This is a genomic window from Fimbriimonas ginsengisoli Gsoil 348, assembly GCF_000724625.1.
GTDB classification, from domain to species: domain Bacteria; phylum Armatimonadota; class Fimbriimonadia; order Fimbriimonadales; family Fimbriimonadaceae; genus Fimbriimonas; species Fimbriimonas ginsengisoli.
Genome location: NZ_CP007139.1, coordinates 3,221,829 through 3,241,501, shown reverse-complemented (window position 1 = coordinate 3,241,501; position 19,673 = coordinate 3,221,829). Strand labels below are relative to the sequence as shown.

The 19,673-nt window shown below is 61.2% G+C and carries 21 protein-coding genes; 12 read left to right on the top strand and 9 right to left on the bottom strand.

Features of this window, described 5'->3' with window-relative positions:
• Positions 1-17: 17 nt before the first annotated feature.
• Positions 18-1,715, bottom strand: coding sequence for an amidase (locus tag OP10G_RS14640; protein ID WP_025229688.1), 1,698 nt, complete (start codon positions 1,713-1,715; stop codon positions 18-20).
• A 51-nt stretch (positions 1,716-1,766) separates the two neighbouring features.
• Here OP10G_RS14640 and OP10G_RS14635 point away from each other — a divergent pair, with 51 nt between their 5' ends.
• Positions 1,767-2,522, top strand: coding sequence for a class II aldolase/adducin family protein (locus OP10G_RS14635; protein ID WP_025229689.1), 756 nt, complete (start codon positions 1,767-1,769; stop codon positions 2,520-2,522).
• A 49-nt stretch (positions 2,523-2,571) separates the two neighbouring features.
• Here the strand turns inward: OP10G_RS14635 and leuC are convergent, their stop codons facing one another.
• The gene (gene leuC / locus OP10G_RS14630) at positions 2,572-3,957 is read right to left on the bottom strand and encodes a 3-isopropylmalate dehydratase large subunit (protein WP_025229690.1); all 1,386 of its coding nucleotides are present in this window, start codon (positions 3,955-3,957) and stop codon (positions 2,572-2,574) included.
• Positions 3,958-4,013: 56 nt separating this feature from the next.
• Here leuC and OP10G_RS14625 point away from each other — a divergent pair, with 56 nt between their 5' ends.
• Together OP10G_RS14625 and OP10G_RS14615 are read left to right on the top strand one after the other, a co-directional pair.
• Positions 4,014-5,036: an ATP--guanido phosphotransferase gene (locus tag OP10G_RS14625; RefSeq protein ID WP_025229691.1), complete on the top strand. Its 1,023-nt coding sequence runs from the start codon at positions 4,014-4,016 to the stop codon at positions 5,034-5,036.
• 434 nt (positions 5,037-5,470) lie between these two features.
• Positions 5,471-6,007, top strand: a complete 537-nt coding sequence (locus tag OP10G_RS14615; RefSeq protein WP_025229693.1) for a hypothetical protein — start codon at positions 5,471-5,473, stop codon at positions 6,005-6,007.
• Between the two features lie 3 nt (positions 6,008-6,010).
• On the opposite strand, the gene OP10G_RS26380 is transcribed toward OP10G_RS14615, so the two are convergent.
• On the bottom strand, positions 6,011-6,190 hold the full coding sequence (locus OP10G_RS26380; RefSeq protein WP_144241174.1) for a hypothetical protein: 180 nt from the start codon (positions 6,188-6,190) through the stop codon (positions 6,011-6,013).
• A 104-nt stretch (positions 6,191-6,294) separates the two neighbouring features.
• Here OP10G_RS26380 and pyrF point away from each other — a divergent pair, with 104 nt between their 5' ends.
• Positions 6,295-6,993, top strand: coding sequence for an orotidine-5'-phosphate decarboxylase (pyrF, locus tag OP10G_RS14610; RefSeq protein WP_025229694.1), 699 nt, complete (start codon positions 6,295-6,297; stop codon positions 6,991-6,993).
• A gap of 1 nt (position 6,994) precedes the next feature.
• Positions 6,995-8,056 carry an A/G-specific adenine glycosylase gene (locus OP10G_RS14605; protein ID WP_025229695.1) on the top strand — a complete coding sequence of 354 codons (1,062 nt, stop codon included), beginning with the start codon at positions 6,995-6,997 and terminating at the stop codon, positions 8,054-8,056.
• A gap of 136 nt (positions 8,057-8,192) precedes the next feature.
• On the opposite strand, the gene guaB is transcribed toward OP10G_RS14605, so the two are convergent.
• Both guaB and OP10G_RS14595 read right to left on the bottom strand, forming a co-directional pair.
• The gene (gene guaB, locus OP10G_RS14600) at positions 8,193-9,671 is read right to left on the bottom strand and encodes an IMP dehydrogenase (RefSeq protein WP_025229696.1); all 1,479 of its coding nucleotides are present in this window, start codon (positions 9,669-9,671) and stop codon (positions 8,193-8,195) included.
• 188 nt (positions 9,672-9,859) lie between these two features.
• The gene (locus OP10G_RS14595; RefSeq protein WP_025229697.1) at positions 9,860-10,351 is read right to left on the bottom strand and encodes a nuclear transport factor 2 family protein; all 492 of its coding nucleotides are present in this window, start codon (positions 10,349-10,351) and stop codon (positions 9,860-9,862) included.
• A 95-nt stretch (positions 10,352-10,446) separates the two neighbouring features.
• Between OP10G_RS14595 and OP10G_RS14590 the strand changes: the two genes are divergently transcribed.
• A complete protein-coding gene (locus OP10G_RS14590; protein ID WP_025229698.1) occupies positions 10,447-11,448 on the top strand; it encodes an aldo/keto reductase in 1,002 nt (333 codons plus the stop codon).
• A 2-nt stretch (positions 11,449-11,450) separates the two neighbouring features.
• A complete protein-coding gene (locus OP10G_RS14585) occupies positions 11,451-12,542 on the top strand; it encodes an alpha-amylase family protein (protein ID WP_025229699.1) in 1,092 nt (363 codons plus the stop codon).
• Positions 12,543-12,771: 229 nt separating this feature from the next.
• Here the strand turns inward: OP10G_RS14585 and OP10G_RS14580 are convergent, their stop codons facing one another.
• Positions 12,772-13,059: a DUF503 domain-containing protein gene (locus tag OP10G_RS14580; protein ID WP_025229700.1), complete on the bottom strand. Its 288-nt coding sequence runs from the start codon at positions 13,057-13,059 to the stop codon at positions 12,772-12,774.
• Positions 13,056-13,502 carry a thioredoxin family protein gene (locus tag OP10G_RS14575; protein WP_025229701.1) on the bottom strand — a complete coding sequence of 149 codons (447 nt, stop codon included), beginning with the start codon at positions 13,500-13,502 and terminating at the stop codon, positions 13,056-13,058. Before OP10G_RS14575 ends, OP10G_RS14580 begins: the two co-directional genes overlap by 4 nt.
• Before the next feature lie 141 nt (positions 13,503-13,643).
• Here OP10G_RS14575 and OP10G_RS14570 point away from each other — a divergent pair, with 141 nt between their 5' ends.
• Together OP10G_RS14570 and OP10G_RS24745 are read left to right on the top strand one after the other, a co-directional pair.
• Positions 13,644-13,913: a hypothetical protein gene (locus tag OP10G_RS14570; protein ID WP_025229702.1), complete on the top strand. Its 270-nt coding sequence runs from the start codon at positions 13,644-13,646 to the stop codon at positions 13,911-13,913.
• A gap of 51 nt (positions 13,914-13,964) precedes the next feature.
• Positions 13,965-15,899: a PAS domain-containing sensor histidine kinase gene (locus tag OP10G_RS24745; RefSeq protein ID WP_025229703.1), complete on the top strand. Its 1,935-nt coding sequence runs from the start codon at positions 13,965-13,967 to the stop codon at positions 15,897-15,899.
• 8 nt (positions 15,900-15,907) lie between these two features.
• Here OP10G_RS24745 and pfkA read toward each other — a convergent pair whose 3' ends face one another.
• On the bottom strand, positions 15,908-16,870 hold the full coding sequence (pfkA, locus tag OP10G_RS14560) for a 6-phosphofructokinase (RefSeq protein ID WP_025229704.1): 963 nt from the start codon (positions 16,868-16,870) through the stop codon (positions 15,908-15,910).
• Between the two features lie 60 nt (positions 16,871-16,930).
• Here pfkA and OP10G_RS14555 point away from each other — a divergent pair, with 60 nt between their 5' ends.
• Together OP10G_RS14555 and OP10G_RS14550 are read left to right on the top strand one after the other, a co-directional pair.
• Positions 16,931-18,067 (top strand): DUF1385 domain-containing protein, encoded by a 1,137-nt coding sequence (locus tag OP10G_RS14555; RefSeq protein WP_144241173.1) that lies wholly within the window; start codon positions 16,931-16,933, stop codon positions 18,065-18,067.
• Positions 18,068-18,105: 38 nt separating this feature from the next.
• Positions 18,106-18,348 carry a preprotein translocase subunit SecG gene (locus OP10G_RS14550; RefSeq protein ID WP_025229706.1) on the top strand — a complete coding sequence of 81 codons (243 nt, stop codon included), beginning with the start codon at positions 18,106-18,108 and terminating at the stop codon, positions 18,346-18,348.
• A 74-nt stretch (positions 18,349-18,422) separates the two neighbouring features.
• Here the strand turns inward: OP10G_RS14550 and OP10G_RS26375 are convergent, their stop codons facing one another.
• Positions 18,423-18,710 carry a YHS domain-containing protein gene (locus OP10G_RS26375; protein WP_025229707.1) on the bottom strand — a complete coding sequence of 96 codons (288 nt, stop codon included), beginning with the start codon at positions 18,708-18,710 and terminating at the stop codon, positions 18,423-18,425.
• A gap of 89 nt (positions 18,711-18,799) precedes the next feature.
• Here OP10G_RS26375 and OP10G_RS14540 point away from each other — a divergent pair, with 89 nt between their 5' ends.
• On the top strand, positions 18,800-19,519 hold the full coding sequence (locus tag OP10G_RS14540) for a metallophosphoesterase (RefSeq protein ID WP_025229708.1): 720 nt from the start codon (positions 18,800-18,802) through the stop codon (positions 19,517-19,519).
• The last annotated feature ends 154 nt before the right edge of the window (positions 19,520-19,673 follow it).

Below are 19,673 nucleotides of genomic sequence, written 5' to 3'. Positions count from 1 at the left end.
CCACGATTCATGCGTCGCTACGGAGACAAAGACGGCCGGCGATGGTGGTAGTCGAACCCATCCTGAAGCGCCTTCGCCAACACGATCAGCCGGTCCTCGCCATAAAGGCGGCCGATGAGCGCACGTCCGACGCTGTTTCCGCTGCCGTCGTCCCCCATCGGGATCAGGATCGACGGGTAACCGCCGAAGTTGGCGTGGGCGAACGCTGTCCCGCCGATTCCTGTCCCCAAGATCGCGTCGAAGTCGCCGAACTCCTGCTCGAACTTTTGCTGCGCGATCGTGCGCGCCCGCATCGCCTGGAGGTATTCGACTCCCGGCACGAAGCGGGAACCTCGGAACGTCTGCGGCCACGAGGAATTCTTGAGTTGGTGAATAAGGTCGGTTCGTGTAAAAGCGTCAAACGCCGACCCTGCCTCCACGTTTAGGATCGCGTACAACTCGTTGGGGAACGGAGTCAGCTTGATCGCCTCGACCGCTACTCCCAGATCCCGGAGCCTCTTTACTGCCGGATCGTCCGCCATCCTGTCCGCCGGCCCCGCCCATCCGACCTTGACCTTCTTTAGATCCACCTTCGCCGGGTACTCGAACGGGCGGTCGACGGCCGACGGATCGCGCGGATCGGCGCCGCAAAGGGCGGCGAGTACCAATGCGCAATCCTCCGCCTCCCGGCAGAGCGGACCCACCTTGTCGAGGCTGTAGCTCAGCTCCATCGCCCCAAACCGGCTCACGCGACCGAACGATGGCCGGAGTCCGGTGACTCGGCAGCGAAGCGAGGGAGACATAATACTGCCCGACGTCTCGGTACCGATTCCAAAGGCGATCAAGCCCGCCGCCGTCGCCGACGCCGAGCCGGCGCTCGACCCGCTGGAGCCCTGTTTCGGATTCCACGGGTTCTTAGTCACCCCCTTATGCCAAACGTCGCCCATGGCGAGCGACCCAAGCGAGGTCTTGGCCACCAGCACCGCGCCGGCGGCGCGCAAGCGCTCGATCGCGGCTGCATCGTAGTTCGGAACCTGAGTCGCGTACGGGTCCGCGCCCCAAGTGGTGAGGATCCCTTTGGTCGCAAACAGGTCCTTCGCTCCGTACGGAATGCCGTGGAGTGGTCCGCGATCGGTTCGAGTGCGCAGCTCCCGATCGGCCTCTTCTGCCTGCGAGATCGCCAAGTCTTCGGTCAGCGTGACCACGCATTGAAGCGCATCGCCGTACTGCTTTAGCCGGCTCAAATAGATCCTCGTGAGCTCGACCGACGTGATCTGCCTCGTCCTCAGCAGGTGCCCCAACTCGCGAATCGAGAGGAACGCCACATCCTCGTCGCGAGACGGACGCGTGAACCCCTTAGTCGGTGAGGCCTTCGCCTCGACCCGGCTCCCCACCCGGGTTCCGCCGCCGTTCGGCACGAAGGCGAGCGGCACGCTCGTCGTCTCTTTGATCGGCATCGCGCGGACGTGCGCGTAAGCCTCGCGGTCTGATCGGACGGAATCTAAAACTTCCTTCAGCTCCTCGTCGGTGAAGGTCAATCCGGAGATCTTCGCGACCGCCTTGAGGTCGTCCAATGTCACGAGGTTCGGGTCCACCTTGACGGGCTCCGTTCCCTGGGGGGCCGGGACCGGCGGCGTTCCCTGGCCAAGCGCCGCGGCCGGTAGAGCCGCCGTGGAGAGGCCGACGATAAGCGAGGTGAGCACCTCTTTCCGGGAGAGCGAGACGTCGAGTGCCATGGGGTTGGCTCATTCTATCGCTATCGATGGGCTAAGATTGCCGACAATCTAATGCTCGATGAGTTGGTAGCCCTTAGCCGTGTCCTCGGAACCCGCGAGCACGACCTTGCGATCCTCGCCGAAGGGAACGCCAGCGCCCGCGTAGACGCCGAAACGTTCTACGTCAAGGCCAGCGGCTTCTCCATGTGCGGCATCGGCCCCGATGGATTCGTCCTTGTCCGATCCCGCCCGATCCTCGACGCCTTCGATGGACCGGAGTTAGACGATGCCGGTGTGCGCTCGCTTTTGGCGACTTGCACCGACTCAGAGAAACGTCTCCCATCGGTCGAGACGTTCATGCACGCCTACCTACTGTCGCTACCGGATGTCCATGTCGTGGGGCACACCCATCCCACGCCGCTGATCTCGCTGCTAAGCCTAGAAGACGCCCCGCAAATCGCGTCCCAGCGACTGTTCCCGGACGAAGTCGTCCTCTGCGGGCCGGAGAGCTGTTACGTCCCCTACGCCGACCCGGGCCTCCCCCTCGCGCTCGGCATCCGTACCGCCGTCGTAGAATACGCGCAACGCCTCGGGTCGCTACCGAAGACGATATGGCTGCAAAACCACGGCCTCATCGTCTTGGGCAAGTCCACTCGAGAGGTAGAAAGCGGAACCCTAATGGCCGCCAAAGCCGCCCGAGCCTGGCTCGGAGCATTATCTACTGGACGCCCAATTCACACGATGTCCGCCGATCAAGTCGCCCGAATCCACAACCGCCCGGATGAGCACTACCGCCAGAAACTGCTCTGGGAGCTGCGCTCAGCGTAGCATCGGCTCCCAGCCGATGAGCCAACGCTTCATCGGCTGGGATCGGATGCTACTTTAGGTCTCTCGAATCGGCGAAATGGCCAGCGATGGCCGTCGCCGCCGCCGTGACCGGCGACACCAGGTGCGTCCGCGAACCCGGACCCTGGCGACCCTCGTAGGGCCGGTTCGAGGTTGAGGCGCTTCGCTCGTTGGGCCGAAGGATATCGCCGTTCATCCCGAGGCACATCGAGCAGCCGGCTCGGTGCCACTCGAAACCGGCTTCGATAAACACCTCGCGCAGTCCTTCTCGCTCGGCCAGGCGCTTCACTTCCTCGGAACCCGGCACCACCATCGCCCGGACCCCTGCCGCGACGTGATGTCCGCGCACCACGCGGGCCGCTTCCCGCAGATCCTCGATCCTCGAATTGGTACATGAACCAATGAAAACGGTATTCACGGGAAGATCCCGCATCGAGACGCCTGGCTTCAATCCCATGTACTTCAGCGCCCGCTCCTCGCCGGCATCGCGCGGCTCCGGAATCGGTTGGTCGATATCGACCGTCATCGCCGGGGTCGTTCCCCACGTGACCTGAGGTTTCAAGGCGTCGACGTCGATCGTCTCCAAACGGTCGAACGCCGTAGGGTCGTCGGTGCGCAACGTACGGGCATGTGCCGCCATCCGCACGAACTCTTCCCCCTTGGGGGCGAACGGCCGATCACCCTCCGCGATGTAAGCCAAGGTGGTTTCGTCCGGCGCGATCATTCCCGCCCGGGCCCCCATCTCGATCGACATATTGCAGATCGTAAGACGTCCGCTCATCGGCAACTTCTCGATCGCCGGTCCGAAATATTCGACGACGTAACCCGTCGCCCCACCCGCCCCCAGCTTGCGAATAATCGCGAGGATCAGATCCTTGGCGCTGACCCCTTCGCCGAGCGTGCCATCGATCCGTATTCCCAGTGACTTCGGTTTCGAGCTCGCTCGCAACGTTTGCGTCGCCAGCACGTGCTCGACCTCGGTCGTTCCGATGCCAAACGCCAACGCGCCGAACGCCCCGTGAGTGCTTGTGTGGCTGTCGCCGCACACGATGGTGAGTCCGGGAAGAGTAATCCCGAGCTGCGGCCCGATCACGTGTACGATCCCCTGCTTCTCCTCGCCGTACCCGAAGAGCGGCACTCCGAACTCCAGGCAGTTCCGAGCGAGCGCGGCGAGCTGCTTTCCGCTGAGGCTTGATTCGTCGATCGGGCGTCCATCGGTCGGCACGTTGTGATCGACAGTGGCAAACGTGAGATCCGGACGCCGCACCGGCCGACCCGCTTCGCGAAGGCCATCGAACGCTTGGGGCGAAGTCACTTCGTGCACCAGGTGACGGTCGATGTAGAGCAGCGCGCCACCACCAGGAAGTTCGGCCACGAGATGAGCGTCCCAAACCTTGTCGAAAAGCGTCGAAGGCATAACCTTATTGTACGTCCGCGACGTGTCTCCAAACCTCAACCGGTACCCTTAGAGGAATGCGGCAAGCCGAACGGGACCCCGAGTCCTGGAAACGATTGGTTCTCGGCTCATCCCCGCGACCGGCGTGGCTTTCGGACGACGCACCGCACGTCGACGTCGTCTTGTCCTCCCGCACCCGGGTAATGCGCAACCTCGTGGGGCATCGCTTTCCGAACGGTGCCACCGTCGGCGAACTCCAGGACGTGATGCGGCAAGTATTGGACGCGGCCCGCGACGCCGACCTGGCACTGGACACCTTCAAAGGTCTTACGAACGCGGAGCGCGACCATCTCGTGGCCTGCCGGCTCGTTTCGCCGGACTTTGAGTGGACCCTCCCGGGCCGAGCTCTGCTCGTGGATGCCCGGCGGTCGCTTAGCGTGATGGTGAACGAGGAAGACCACCTTCGAATCCAATCCCTTTCCGCCGGGTGGTCGGTTTCCGCTTCCGATGCCGAAGCTCGGGCTTGCCTCGACGCCCTTTCGTCCCGCCTTCCGTTTTCTTTCTCACCGGAGTTCGGCTACCTGAGCGCCAGCCCGTTTAACTGCGGTTCCGGGCGGCGGCGCTCTGCGATGTTCCATTTGATCGGCTTGGCCCAAAGCAAGCGGCTGCCCGCCGTGTTAACCGCGCTCAGTGCGATGGGGGTTTCCGTGCGAGGATTATTCGGTGAATCGAGTCGGGCGATCGGAGCCTTTGTACAGGTTAGCGTCCTCGAACTTGCCCAGACCGAGTTCGCCGGCGCATGCGAGTATCTGCTTCGCGAAGAACGCGAGAGCCGGACCTTGGTTCCGCGAGAGACACTGACGGAGAAGTCGACCCAAGCGAGGGACTTCGCCGTCTCCTCCCGCTCGTTGTCTCTCGCAGACGCCCTGCGGGTGCTTGCCTGGATTCGCTGGGCCAGCGTCTCGTCTCTCCCCGGCTTCCCATCTTCTCCCCGAGCCGCCGACGCGGCCCTGACCACGCTCGATATCCGGGGAACGATGGGCGAAGAACACGCCGCCCGCCAACGCGCCGACGCTTTGCGGGCCGCCCTGGGAGCTTGACGGGGGCCGTCGGGTCGTTGTCGAATTGAGCGATAATTAAGACGAACATCATACCTCCAAGAGAGGTGATATCACCTCTCTTGGAGGTATGATGTTCGAATGGAGTTAACGAGCAAATTCGGACTATTCGGAACCCGGACCCGTACAAACATCCTTCTTTTGCTTTCCCTCCTGGGAGAAAGCCATGCCGCTGAGCTATCCCGTCTACTTGGGACAAGCTTATCCAACGTGCAGAAGACGCTCGATTCTCTGGAGCAAGTCGGCGTTGTTTCTGGCGTGGTTACGGGCCGGGAGAGGCGAGTCTCACTAAATCCCCGCTACTTTGCCCAGCAGGAATTGGGGGCACTCCTGACCAAGATGTCATTGGCAAGTCCCGAGCTCGTCGAAAAAACCGCCGAGCTTCGCCGGCGCCCCCGGCGTGCCGGTAAAGCACTATGACCATCGAGCCTCTGGATTCCGTCGAAGACATCGCATTCAAGGTTTGCCCTGCGATGCACAAGGCAGGTGTAACGGTGGTCCTGTCGGGGGGCGGGGCGGCTACAATCTACGCTCCCAATGCCCATCAAACCCGCGACTTGGACTTCGTCCTTCCTTTCGCGATCTCCGCTCCAAGTGCATCTCCTATCGCTGCACTCGGGTTCTTTGCCACGAAGAGCCGCGGGATCTATGGGCATCCGAACACCGCCTACACTCTTGAGTTTCTCGACGGACCTCTCGCTGTGGGCGATGACGTTGTTGTCAGATGGGAGACACGACGCAAAGGGGGTGTTATCCTTCACCTAATCTCGGCCACTGATTGCGTCAGGGATCGCCTCGCCGCGGCAATTCACTGGAACGACTTGAACTCGGCCAGACAAGCAGCGGAAGTCGCCAAGTTACATTCAGTAGATCTCGCCTTGGTCCAAACCTGGTGCGTCCGGGAGGGCGGAGGCGAGAAATTCGAACTCTTCCTGAGGATGTTAGAGACCTAGCGATTACTCAACGGGGGCAATCTTTCGCATCATCGCGCGAATTGTTTCCAACTCGCGTCCATGTAATCGCGCCAGTTCTCGCTCGGTTCGACCGGACTCCAGTCGCCGCTTGAGCAGCTCTTCCTCTTCCCTTGTCCACGGCGCCTCCGAGCGGGCGCGCACCGTCCTTGGTAGCTCCGTCATGCTCGTACGTTAACACTCTTAACACAGGCAAAACAGGCGACGTTTGTCGAGTTATTCGCATCTCGCAACCCGCGAGGAAAGGAAAAGGGTAAATGACTTGCAGGATGAACCGACAGATCATCTGCGCCCTCGATACCCCGCACCTCGACGAAGCGATCGCCACCGTGCGGCGCCTGAAAGACCACGTCGGAGCCTTTAAGATCGGCCACGCCCTGACCTTGCCAAACGGTTTGGAGGTCGTCGAACGACTAAGGGACGCCGGCGCCGACCGAATTTTTCTCGACCTGAAGTTTCACGACATCCCCAACTCGGTTGCCCTCGCCGTCCGCGAAGCCGCCAAACACGGCGTCTGGATGATGACGGTGCACATCACCGGCGGACCTCACATGATGGCGGCCGCCGCCGAGCAGGCGAGAGCATTCGGCGAAGAAACCCGCCCCCTACTGGTGGGAGTCTCGGTCCTGACCTCCCTCGATCAACACTTCCTTACCGAGCACCTCGGTATCAATCGAGAATTGGAGGAGCATATGGTGCAGCTCTCCAAGCTGGCCATCGAGAACGAGCTCGACGGCGTCGTCTGCTCCGCCCACGAAATCAAGTCGATTCGCGCCGCGATCGGACCGCGTGGCGTCATCGTCACCCCCGGCATCCGCCTCGCTCAGGGCGATACCCACGACCAGAAGCGAGTCGGAGATCCCGGCCAAGCGTTGGCGGATGGGGCCGACTACCTCGTGATCGGCCGCGCGCTCGCAAGTAGCCCGGATATCGAGCAGACGATGGCCCAGCTCGGCATGACGCGCTAGCATGCCAAAGCCCGCTCCTCCGGGACTTGGCAGCACACGATCCGACGACGCCCTCCACCAACCGAACGGGGGCCCGCTGCTCAAGTGGTACGACCAGAACCGCCGTGATCTTCCATGGCGGCGCACCAGCGACCCATACGCGGTCTGGGTGAGCGAGGTGATGCTCCAACAAACGCAGGTCGCCACCGTCATTCCCTATTGGGAGCGATGGCTAGCCCGCTTCCCCACTATCCAAGCACTTGCCGAATCCGATGAGCAGGAGGCGCTAAGCCTTTGGCAAGGGCTCGGCTACTACCGACGTTGCCGATTGCTTCTCGCCGGCGCGCGTTGGGTGGCCGAGCACGGAACGCCGACGACTGCAACCGGGTGGTTGGAGGTGCCAGGGGTCGGACCGTACACCGCTGGCGCAATCGCCTCGATAGCTCATGGGGACCCGGCGCCGGTCGTCGATGGAAATGTCGAGCGAGTCTACGCGCGCCTTGCCGGGGACGCCAGCGCGGGGCCTTCGCTTCATAAAGCGGCGTGGACTTGGGCAAGGCGAGAGCTGTACCGGCCCCGTCCCGGCGACTGGAATCAAGCCCTCATGGAACTCGGGGCTACAGTCTGCAAACCTGTTAAACCCGATTGCACAGTTTGTCCATTTGAAGGCCGGTGCGTCGCTCGTCAAACATGGCGGGTAGACGAACTACCCACCAAAGAAGCCCAGCGGGAGGCCGTGCGCCTGAAACATGCGGTCTGGGTACCAACCTTCGAAGGTGAGTTGGGCCTGCGCCAGATTCCCGAAGGGCTCTGGTGGCAGGGAATGTGGGAGTTCCCGAGAACCGATGCACTAGCAGAAGCCGAAATCCCCGAGCTCCGCGAGCTCGTTGGCCCCGGCTGGCTTCAGCACCTGGGCCAAATCCGGCACTCGGTGACCCACCATCGAATCACGATCGAGGTTTCCCTCGTGCGATGTGAGACGAGGTCACCAGACTTACGGTGGTTCCGTCCAGATGATCTGGCATCGCTACCGATGCCAAACCCGCAAAGGCGAGTCCTCAAGATGGCGATCGACGTCCTGTGAGTAGATTCGCTCTCCGGGAACGGCGAGGGTATTACGTCGGCCGGCCTGGAGGCCAGCGGTCCTTCCGGACTCCCTCACCCCCAACCCCCCTCCCTCGTTCGGCACATACATCCGAAGCAGGGAGAGGGCTCCGGAGTTATTCGCTATCGGACGTAGAGTAAGGCGAAGTGTAGTTCGGTGGCTCCTTGGTGATCTGGACGTCGTGGGGGTGGCTTTCGCGGAGGGCGGCGTTCGTAATCTTAAGGAATTCTGCGCGATTCCTTAACTCTTCCAGACTTTCCGCCCCCACGTACCCCATGCCGGACCGGAGGCCGCCGACAAGCTGGTTCATGGTGTCGGCAAGCGAGCCCTTGAAGGGCACTCGGCCTTCGACCCCTTCCGGAACGATCACACCACCCGCCTCCTTGACCTGCATATATCGGTCGGAAGAGCCTTGGCGCATCGCGCCCACGCTTCCCATCCCGCGATAAACCTTGTACGCGCGGTTTCGGAAGATCTCGACCTCGCCGGGGCTCTCTTCGCACCCGGCGAACATGTTCCCCATCATCACCGAGCCTGCGCCGGCGGCCAAACATTTGACCACGTCGCCCGAAGATCGAATACCGCCGTCCGCAATGGTCGGGACCCCGAGTCGGTTCGCCTCCTCGGCGCAGTCCATTACGGAGGTGAACTGCGGAACGCCGACGCCCGCCACGACGCGTGTCGTGCAGATAGAACCCGCCCCGATGCCGATTCGTAAACCGTCCGCCCCGAGTTGAGCCAACGCCCGAACCCCCTCCTTGGTCGCCACATTGCCGGCGATTACCTTAAGGTCTGGCAACCGTTCCTTGAGCATCTTGAGGCAGTTCATCACCCCGGCCGAGTGGCCATGGGCGGCGTCGATGACAATGAAGTCGGCGCCCGCGTCATGAAGCGCCTTGGCGCGCTCATAGGACTGACGAAGCGATCCGATTGCGGCGCCCACGATCAAACGTCCCTTTCGATCCTTCGTCGCCTGCGGATGACGTGCGACTTTGAGGATATCTTTAATGGTGATTAGACCTTTTAACTGACCCTCATCGTCGATCAGAGGCAGCTTCTCGATCCGATGTTCGGCCAGCATTTCCTGGGCCTGTTCGAGGGTAGTCCCCACCGAGGCGGTGATCAATCCCTTCGATGTCATTCTCGAGGAGATCGGCTTGGAATAGTCGGTTTCGAACCGGATATCCCGGTTCGTCAATATCCCCACTAGGCGGCCGTCGGTGGAGACGATCGGTACGCCGGAGATATGGAATCGCTCCATAAGATCCATGGCGTCCTGGATCGTTTTGTCCGCCTCGAGCTTGAACGGCTTGGTGATGACCCCGCTTTCGGACCGTTTCACGCGATCCACGGCGGAGGCCTGCTGCTCGATCGTCATGTTCCGATGCAGGACGCCCACTCCACCCTCACGGGCAATGGCGATAGCCAGTCGGGCGTCGGTGACGGTGTCCATCGGGGCGGACACGATCGGAACTTTCAGGGTGATGCCGGGAAGAAAAGGGGTCGAAAGATCGACCTCACTCGGCAGAACTTGAGTTTCTTTAGGAAGTAGAAGAACGTCGTCGAAGCTAAGACCTTCGCGAAAAGCGGGCATTGGGGCTCCTTGGCTTTTCAGTTGATTATGGCACGACGACGCACCCTCCAATCCACCCGCTGGGGCTCCAATCTCGTCCGACGTTTAAGAAATCCGCAACGCCCCGTTGAGACTCCTTTGCGTCTTCGCGCCTTTGCGAGAAACTCCGGGAAAGAGAGATTTTTCGCAAAGGCGCAAAGCCCACGGATCTACATACCGCCCTTAACTTTCTTGCCGTCGATGGTCGTGTTCTCGGTGATCGACTTCAACTCGTGGATCTTCCAAGCGCCGCCCTCTTTCTTCCACAGCTCTTGGTAGCGCATGCTCGACTTCATTACCATCGGCTTCTTGGCCTTCGGCGCCATCATCTCGCCGGACATCTTAGTGTCGCAAACCGCTTTGATCGTATTGCCGGTCTGCTTCACGCTGACGATCTTGCTCTTAATGCTCTTGACCGTCATCATCTGGAACATCTGCTTCATCGTGTCGATGGAGCCTTTCCGATCCATGTGGCTGCCGTTCAAACCAATCTCGTGGTAGTCCGGAGCCGCCGTCTTCTCGAACCACGACAGATCCTTTGCCATGACCGCCTTATCGAATGCGGCGGCCATCCCTTGCATCGCCTTTTTGGCGTCCTCCGCCGAAGCGCACGCCGCAACTGCAACCAATGCGATGACCGTGAAAATCCTCTGATTCTTCATGATTTATTCCTATCCTCCCTTCACAACAACAATATCACGTGCTCGCGCCCGAAGTTTGTTCGATCTTGCTCCTGAAGAGAGGTAAACCGAGCGGAATGGAGTATCGCTCGCTTGGACGAACCGGAGTTCAGGTCTCGGTAGCCTGTATGGGAACGATGACGTTCGGTTGGGAGCCGGACGATTGGGGGTCTCACGAAGAAGAGGCGATCCGCCTGACCCACGTCGCGAACGATATCGGCATCAATTTCTTCGACACTGCGGACGTCTACGCCCGCGGGGTCAGCGAAACGATTCTTGGCAAGGCGCTCAAGGGTCGCCGTGACCGAGTGGTTCTCGCCACGAAGTGCCACGGGAAAATGGACGACGCGGACCCAAACGCATGGGGGAACAGCTACCGTCATATTGTCGAAGCATGCGACGCCAGCTTGCGCCGCCTCGGAACCGACTGGATCGACCTCTACCAAATCCACCGTCCCCAGCCCGCGGTTCCGATCGACGAAACCCTGCGAGCATTGGACGATTTGCGCCGCGCTGGCAAGATCCGCTATGCGGGATGCTCCACCTTCGCCGCCTGGCAAGTCTGCGAAGCGCACTACGTCGCGAAAGAGCTCGGCGCGGCCGGGTTCGTTACGGAGCAGCCGCCCTATAACCTGCTCGACCGCCGCGTCGAACGCGAGCTGCTGCCGTTTTGCCGAACCTACGATTACGGCGTAATCCCTTGGTCCCCGCTCGCCGGCGGGATGCTAAGCGGGAAGTATCTGGAGCCGGGAACCAAAGGAGCCCGCTACTCCGCAAGCGACCCGGGCGGCCGCCTCAAGCAAGTTCCCGTTGCCAAGCTGCGACGGCTAAAGGCATTGGCGGAAAGAAACGAAATGTCGCTCGCCACCCTCAGCCTCGCATGGGTAGCCAGTCAGCCGGGAATCACAAGCCCGATCATCGGGGCGAGGTCGGAGCAGCAGCTACGCGAATCCGCCGCGGCTTGCGAGCGCAAGTTGAGTCCGAAACTCCTCAAAGCGGTCGACGAAATCTTCGAACCGGGATCCCACCACGTCAATTACTATTCCGCCAACTTCGGGCCGAATGGCCGGGTGCGCTAGCCGTGATCCTCGCTGCCCTACTCCTGACCTCCCCGCTCTTGGGAGGGGACCCGTCGTACTTTCCGATCGGCGTTTGGCTGCAGTCTCCCGCCAACGCCCCCCGGTACCAAGCGATCGGAATCAACCTCTACGTCGGCCTCTGGCAAGGTCCCACGGGCGAGCAGATCGCCGCGCTCGAAAAGGCGAAAATGCCGGTTGCCTGCGAGATGAACGACTGGGCAAAGGCCCACCTCGACCGGAAGATCATTGCCGGTTGGATGCACCAGGACGAGCCCGACAACGCCCAACCCTTGCCCGACGGTAAAGGATACGGACCGCCGATTCTGCCCGATCAGGTCGTGCAAGGCTACGCCCGGATCCGGCAGACCGACTCATCGCGACCGGTCCTCTTGAATCTGGGCCAGGGCGTCGCTTGGGACGACTGGTTTGGACGCGGAGTCCGGACTCGGCACCCCGAAGACTACGCCGCATACGCAAAGGGCGCGGATATCGCCTCCTTCGACATCTATCCGGTGACTTCCCCACCCCCGGTGCAAGGAAATCTTTGGTACGTAGGGCAGGGAACCGCCCGGCTCCGCAAATGGACCCGGCCCGCGCAACGTGTATGGGCATGCATCGAAGCAACGCGGATCTCGAACCCAGCGACCAAGCCAACCCCCGCTCAAACGAAAACCCTCGTCTGGATGGCCCTCATCCACGGCGCCCAGGGTTTGATCTACTTCTCCCACCAATTTGCCCCCACCTTCATCGAGGCCGGAATCCTCGCCGACGAAGAAATGTCGAAAGCAGTCAAGGCGATCAATGAGCAGGTTCAGAGTCTCGCCCCTGTACTAAACTCTCCCGACGCTCAAGACGTAGTCAAGGTCGCCGGAGGCGGATCCACCGTCGACGTTTTGGTCAAGAAAAAAGGCAAAGAGCTATACATCTTCGCCATAAACATGACCAGCACTCCGACACAAGCCGAGATTTTCACCCCCTCCCGAACCAATCAAACAACAGTCCTAGACGAAAATCGATCAGTCCCACTAGCCAAAGGCGCCTTCACCGATCACTTCTCCGCCTACGAAGTACATCTGTATAAGATAAAGATCTAAAATGACATCCATCTGAAATATGGATGCTCCCCCCGAGTCCTCCGGAGCCCCCTCTCCCTCCTCCAGATGTATGTGCTGGACGAGGGAGAGGGGTTGGGGGTGAGGGAGTCCGTCTCCCTCACCTCTCGTCGGACGTATGTGCGATGAAGGGAGAGGGCCGGGGTGAGGAATGTCTGGACGGCGAAGCCGGTAGCCGTCGCCCGCGCGCGACGTTTCACGCGTTACCCCTCTATGTACGCTCGACCCGCCGATCGAGCGAGACGATCTCCACCCCCGGGTCGGCGTCGATACGCGAGAGGACATGATCTAACACGCTCTCGATGGTCGAAACGTGGGCCGAGACGGTGGCGATGCCGACGACGGCGCTATTCCACAGATCATGGTCCGCAATTTCCGCGACCGCAACCCCCGTTTCGTTCCGCAGGCGTTGCAAAAGGCTCTGCAGGACCCGGCGTTTCTCCTTGAGGTTGAAGCAGCCGTCCAGCCTTAGCTCCACCTCCAGCGTGCCGATGATCAAGCCCCTTGCCGGGCGCCCATCTTTAAGATCGCTTCGGCGTTCTTCGTCCAATAAGTTGGCCCGCCTCGATCGTAGCCGTAGTGGCCAATCACATTGCCGGTCGCGGAGAGAAAGAGGATCGTGGGAAACCCGGTAATCCCGTACCGCATCGCGATTCCCTGGTTCGTCTTGGCGACCTTCGCAGGCTGTGGCTTGTGGGGGAAGTCCAGTCGAAGCAGGATCACATTCTTCTTCGCCCAGTCTCGAAAAACCGGCTTGGTGAAGACTTCCTTGTCAAGTTGAATACAGAAGGTGCACCAGTCCGAGCCCGTGAAATTTACCAACACCGGCTTTCCGCTCTTCTTCGACTGCTTCAGCGCCTCGTCGTAAGAGGTCAGCCAGCCGTCGGCGGAAGCCAGCGATGCGCCGGCGAGTAGGGTTAGGGCCAAGAGAGCGCGCTTCATTTCTTTATTGATTCTGCCTTAGTAAATCGCAAAGCGTCGAAAAAATATTCTTTCGGCCACCGGCGAGGCTCCGTAGCGTCCATTTGATCTATACGCACGACATAGCCCGGCTGGCCCCGACGACCCGAACTTTGCGGTGAAATGCTGGGTCCGAACCCGACCCCCGGAAGGTTCGTCACTTCGGATATGCCGACGACCAAGTACGAGGTTCCTCCGACACCGGAGATCGAAGAAGAGCTGCGCCGAAGCCCGGTCTCCTTCGACATGCTCATCCGCGAGGCGTTGGATTACCTCGAAGACCCGGACGTAGAGGACATGGCCCTGGCGCGCATGTACATCGAAAGAGGCTACAGCGAAGAGTTCGCCTACTGGCTCGTGCGAGAATCCGAAGTCCGTCATGCCGCTCATTAATTCTATCGGCAGACGTTTCACCTCCGACCTCCCGTAGAATGTATTGGGGAGTTGGCGAAGACGGAAGAAACTTCGTGTGTAGAGGTCGCACGGCTTGACCTTGACGAGATCCCGGTAGCGGCCCGGATCGTAGATCTGGACACGCTGTTCTATGTGGCCGCCAACCAGGCGAGCTGCGACCTCTACGGCTACACGAAGGAGGAGTTTCTTCGCCTCCAGGTCTCAGATTTGGTCGTCGCTGACGATCTTGCCGAGGTCCTATCGCATCTGCGGGCCCAAGCCGGCAAGGGCATCGATCGCGGGATGTGGAAGCACCGCCGTCGCGACGGAGCTCTCCTCGACGTCGAGATCGTCACGCGCTCAGTTCAATACAATGGCCGCTCGATGACGCTCGTGATCTCGATCGACAGGACCGAAGAGATTCGGATCCAAAACGACCTCAGACAAACCGAGCGACGGATGGTCGCCGTCACCGAAGGGGTCCGGGATGCGCTCTTCCTGCTGGATCGAGATTTTCGATTCGTCTACGTAAATCGAAACTGCTTTGCTTCCATGAACCGAGCCCCGAACGATCTCATCGGAACGGAGCTATGGACCGAGTTGCCGGGCATGTGGGACGAGTGGTACCGCCCACTCTTCCAGAAAGTCATGGCCGACCGGATCCCGCTTCACTTCGAAGTGGACGGAAAGGCGGGCTGGTTCGATGTGGACGTCTTTCCCGCCGCCGACGGCATCGGCGTCGCATACCGGGACATCACGGACCGGAAGCAGGAGGACGATCGCCGCTCGTTCCTCATGGACCTCAGCGACCGGATTCGGGCGATGAGCGATCCGATCGAAGTAGTGGACACCGTAGTGGGGAGGATCGGACAATTTCTCGGCGCAAGCCGGGCGGCTTACGGCGAATTCGATTCCACCGGCGAATGCGTAAGTGTCGAGCGAGACTACGCTGAGAATTGCGCCAGCCTCGCCGGAATGCACCTAATGCGCGATTTCGGAACCGTTGTAGACGACCTGAGGGATGGGCGGACCGTCCTCATTCGTGACGTCGAGAACGATTTGCGTACGGCAAAGTCGCTCGAAGGGTATGCCAGCCTCGAGGTCCGAGCCCTCGCCTGCGTTCCGCTTATCCGAAGGGGCCGGCTCGTCGCCGCCCTTGCGGTCCTCTCGAAAACGCCCCGGAGCTGGGACCCACAAGACGTCGCCCTTTTGGAGACGGTGGCTCAGCGAGCATGGCACGCGGTGGAGCACGCACGCGCCGACCGTGAGATGCTGCGACTCAACGAGGAGTTGGAATCGCGCGTCGTCGAGCGAACGCAGGAGCTGCAGGCGGCCAAAGACGACATGGAAGGGTTCTGCTATACGGTCTCTCACGACCTTCGATCGCCGCTACGCGCGATGATGGCCAGCTCGAGAATATTGATCGAGGAGCAGCGCGGAAACTTGGACGAGGAAGCGGTGGACCAGCTCGACCGTCTTGGCCGCGCGGCGAAGCGAATGGGCGATCTGATCGACGATTTACTTCAATTCTCCCGCCTCGGTCGCACCCACCTAAACCGGGCCGAGGTTGACCTAAGCGATATTGTTTCCTCGCTCGCCGCCGAGCTTAAGGACCGTCACTCGGACCGGAAGATCGAGTTCATTGTTTGTCGGAACCTCACCGTTCAGGGCGACGGGCAGTTGTTGCGTCTCACATTGCAAAACTTACTGGAAAACGCGGTCAAGTTCAGCCGCAGCCGGGAAACCGCGGTGATCGAGTTCGGAATCCAGGAAGGGGCTTTCTTCGTTCGGGACAACGGCGTCGGCTTCGATCCGCGGTTTGTCGATAAGCTCTTCCGCCCATTCGAAAGGCTGCACCGGGAAGACGAATATCCCGGCACCGGGATCGGGCTCGCCAACGTCAAACGGATCATCGAACGCCATGGAGGCACGGTTCGCGCCGAGGCGATCGAAGGATCGGGCGCCACGTTTTGGTTTACGTTGTAAAGAGCGCCCTACTGCGCCATCGCTTCCGATAAAAGCAGCTTCTCCGGATCGATCTGACGTTCGCTGCTTAAGACGAAGGTGAGCGGATGGCTGACCAGCAGATTTCCGGCCAGGCCGGCCATTTCGCCGCGAAAGCCACTGAGAAGGCGGTTCGTCGCCAGGTGGCCGAGCCGAAGGGCCAAAACGCGGTCGAACGCGGTAGGACTCCCGCCCCGCTGCATGTGCCCCAGCACCACTGCGCGGCATTCAAAACCGGTGCATTCCGAAAGCGCCTCCCGAACGTCGTCGGCCTTCGCGGCCCCTTCGGCGACCACGATAATCGAGCTTCGCTTCCCTTTGCTGGCGGCTTCCAAAAGCTCCGCTCCGATATCCGGCAAAGAGAACGGCATTTCGGGCACAAGGATCGCCTCCGCGCCCCCGGCAAGGCCGGCTTCCAACGCGATAAAGCCGTTCCGGCGCCCCATCACCTCGATGACGAAGACCCGCTCGTGCGAGTAAGCGGTATCTCGTACCCGGTCGATGGCATCGACCGCGGTATTCACCGCCGTATCGAACCCGATCGAAAAATCGGTGCCCGAAATATCGTTATCGATGGAGCCTGGAACCCCGCAAACCGGATAGTCAAATTCTTCTTGAAGTTTTAAAGCCCCGGTCAGCGAACCATCTCCGCCGATGACCACGAGCCCCTCGCACCCGTTTTTGATCAAAACGGCCATCGCCTGATCGCGCCCCTCCCTGGTCATAAAGGCAGCGCTGCGTGCGGTGCGAAGAATAGTGCCGCCCCGGTCGATGATTCCGCCCACACTGGGGGAATCGAGGTTGCGGCTCTCGTCGTTGATAAGCCCCTCGTACCCGTGGTTGAAGCCGATCACTTCCGCCCCACGTCCCAAGGCCGCCCTTACGACGGCTCGAAGCGCCGCGTTCATCCCCGGAGCGTCCCCTCCGCTTGTGATGACACCAATTCTCTTCATCTGGCTGATGGAGCCGATTATGGTCGAAGCGCGAAGCGAGTCGCGGCGTAAGTAGAATACGTGCGCGCCCCTACCGTGCTGACAGCTTCGTATCAACCCGTCTCTCTGGCCGCCCCGGTTGGCTCGCTCATGCGCCCGACCACCGATATCGCGCCCGAGGATACGCTCGAGCGAGCGGCTTCGGAATTGTTGAGAAATGGCTGCGGTTTGCTGCCCGTGGTCCAACACGGAATATTGCGCGGAGTCGTCACCGACGCCTCGCTCGCCCGCGCATTGATCGACGCGATCCCCCACCTCGAACCGGCGGAGCGGGCCGCGATTTCCGCCGAGACGATCGCTCCGTACGCGACGGCGGCGGAAGCATTGCGCCGCCTTGCCGATGGCGATGGATTACCGCTCGTCGTCGTCGACGACTTCGGCCGCCCTATGGGGATCATCGCTGCCGCCGACCTCTATCCGCGCCGGCGATCGCTCCCTCGCCCCGGAGTGGTGGGTGGAATGGCCACCCCTTTCGGCGTGTACCTGACGAATGGTGCGATCCCGGCCGGCGCTCGGGGTCTGCCGCTGGTCACCACCGGCATCTTGCTCTCCACCCTCCTCATCCTGGCCAACCTCGCCCTCAATCCGATGGGTGCATGGCTAGAGAAACTGGGGATGCACGAGACGCCGGCCTACGTCGTCGCGTCGGTGCTGTCCCTTGCCGTCTTTTTTGCCGTGATGAGAATCCTGCCGCTGGCGGGAACCCACGGCGCCGAGCATATGGTGGTGCACGCGATCGAGCGGGGTGAAGAGCTCACCCCTTCCGTCGTTCGCCGCATGCCCCGCGTCCATCCAAGGTGCGGTACGAATATCGCGGTGGGCGCCTTGCTGTTTACATTCATCTACACCACCCCCTGGGTCTCTTCCGAGGGAATCCGGCTTGTGGTCGCTGGACTCACAGCCAGAATGTTGTGGGTTCCGCTCGGTTCGTGGATGCAGCAGTACGTCACCACCCGGCGGCCCACGGAGAAGCAAATCCAAAGCGGCATCGACGCCGCCAACGAGCTGCTCGAAAAGTATTCGCAGGCTCGCGTGGCGGCGCCGACGATTCCTCAGCGGCTGTGGAATAGCGGGCTCTTTCATATCTTCGCCGGAAGTGCGCTGGTCACCTTCGTCGTTTGGGGACTCTCTCAGATCTTCGGCTGGAACATCGCCTGACGGAGCGAGGTAAACTCCACCGTTCCGAGGCTACGCACTTGAATACTCTGTACAACGTCTTAATTGGGTTCGCCATTCTGGTGGCGGTTCTCTTCTCGCTCCTGGTCCTTATCACCGGCAAAGGCGATGCCATGTCGGGCGGCGGCAGCGTGCGTACGACGTTCAAGGGCAAGGCGAGCTTCGACGACTATATGTCGAGAGCCACGCTGATCACCGGCATCTCCTTCCTTGCGCTGATGCTGCTGATCGACGCCGTCGGCAATCGGCTGATCAACAAGTAAGCGCCAAACCAATAAAAAAGAGCGGGGGCGCGATCCAACAAGGATCGCGCCCCCGCTTCGCTTAGTCTTTCGACTTACTTCTTGGCGGCCTTCTTAGGGGTCGGGATGCTCGCGCCCTTGGCATACTTGGCCGGATCCTTCTTGAAGGCGTCCGGGCAGCCGGCGCAGCAGAAGAAATAGCGCTTGCCCTTATAATCGGCAAACATGCCGGCCTTGGTGGCCTTGGCGATGTCCAGGCTGTTACCCGGCATCACGGCGCACTTGATGGTCTTGGGGGTAGCGGCCTTCTTGGCGCCCCCCTGGGCGAACGCGCTGCCAACGAGGGCGGCGGAGACGATGGCTAAAATCGCGATCTTGTTCATAGGTCTTCTCGTTTAGTAACGTACCGGCCCATAGGGCCGGTTCCATTATACGTGCCTTGTCGCAGAATAAGGATAATTTGGAGCATCCCATGCCGGTGCGAATTCTCCACACAAACGATTTGCACGGCACGTTGACTCCGGAACGGGCGGCCAGCCTGTCCGCCCTTCGCCAAAGCGCCGACCTCTATTTCGATTCCGGCGACGCCATTCGAACTGGAAACCTGGGGATCCCAATGAAGCGGGAGCCCGTTTGGGCGGAGCTCGATCGGCTTCGTTGCAACGCGAGTGTGCTCGGAAACCGGGAAACCCATGTCCTCGAGTCGGCGTTTCACGCCAAGATCGCCGGCGCCGCCCATCCGGTGCTCTGCGGAAATCTGCGCCGGAAGGACGGGACCTACCCGCTCCCGCGGACACTCGTGCTGGAGTCGAACGACATTCGAATCGGGATCGTCGCCGTAATGGTGCCGATGGTGACCGAGCGAATGCGCTCTCAAGCCGTGAGCGCCTACCTCTGGGATCCGCCGATCCCCACCGCTCGCGAGCTGGGCGAACAGCTTCGACCGCAAGTCGACCTTCTCATCGCTCTCACTCATATCGGCCACCGCCAAGATCTCGAACTAGCCGAGCAGGTTCCGATCTTCGACGCCATCCTCGGCGGCCATTCCCACACCGTGCTCCCCGAGCCGGTCTTCGTGAGACACACCGCCGTATGCCAAGGCGGCTCCCACTCCCGCTACGCAGGCATGTACGAGTGGTCTCCAAGCAACGGATTCTCAGGACGCCTCATCCCGTTCCCTCGCCCCGAATAACCCAAAGCCCCTCCAAACCCAAGCCTCGGGAGCCCCCTCTACCTCCTCGGGATGCATGTGCCCGACGAGGGAGAGGGGGTTTGGGGTGAGGGAGTCCGGCGGACCGCTGGTCTCCAGCTACGCCGAAGCCGCCGGTTGACTCATAACCTACGGC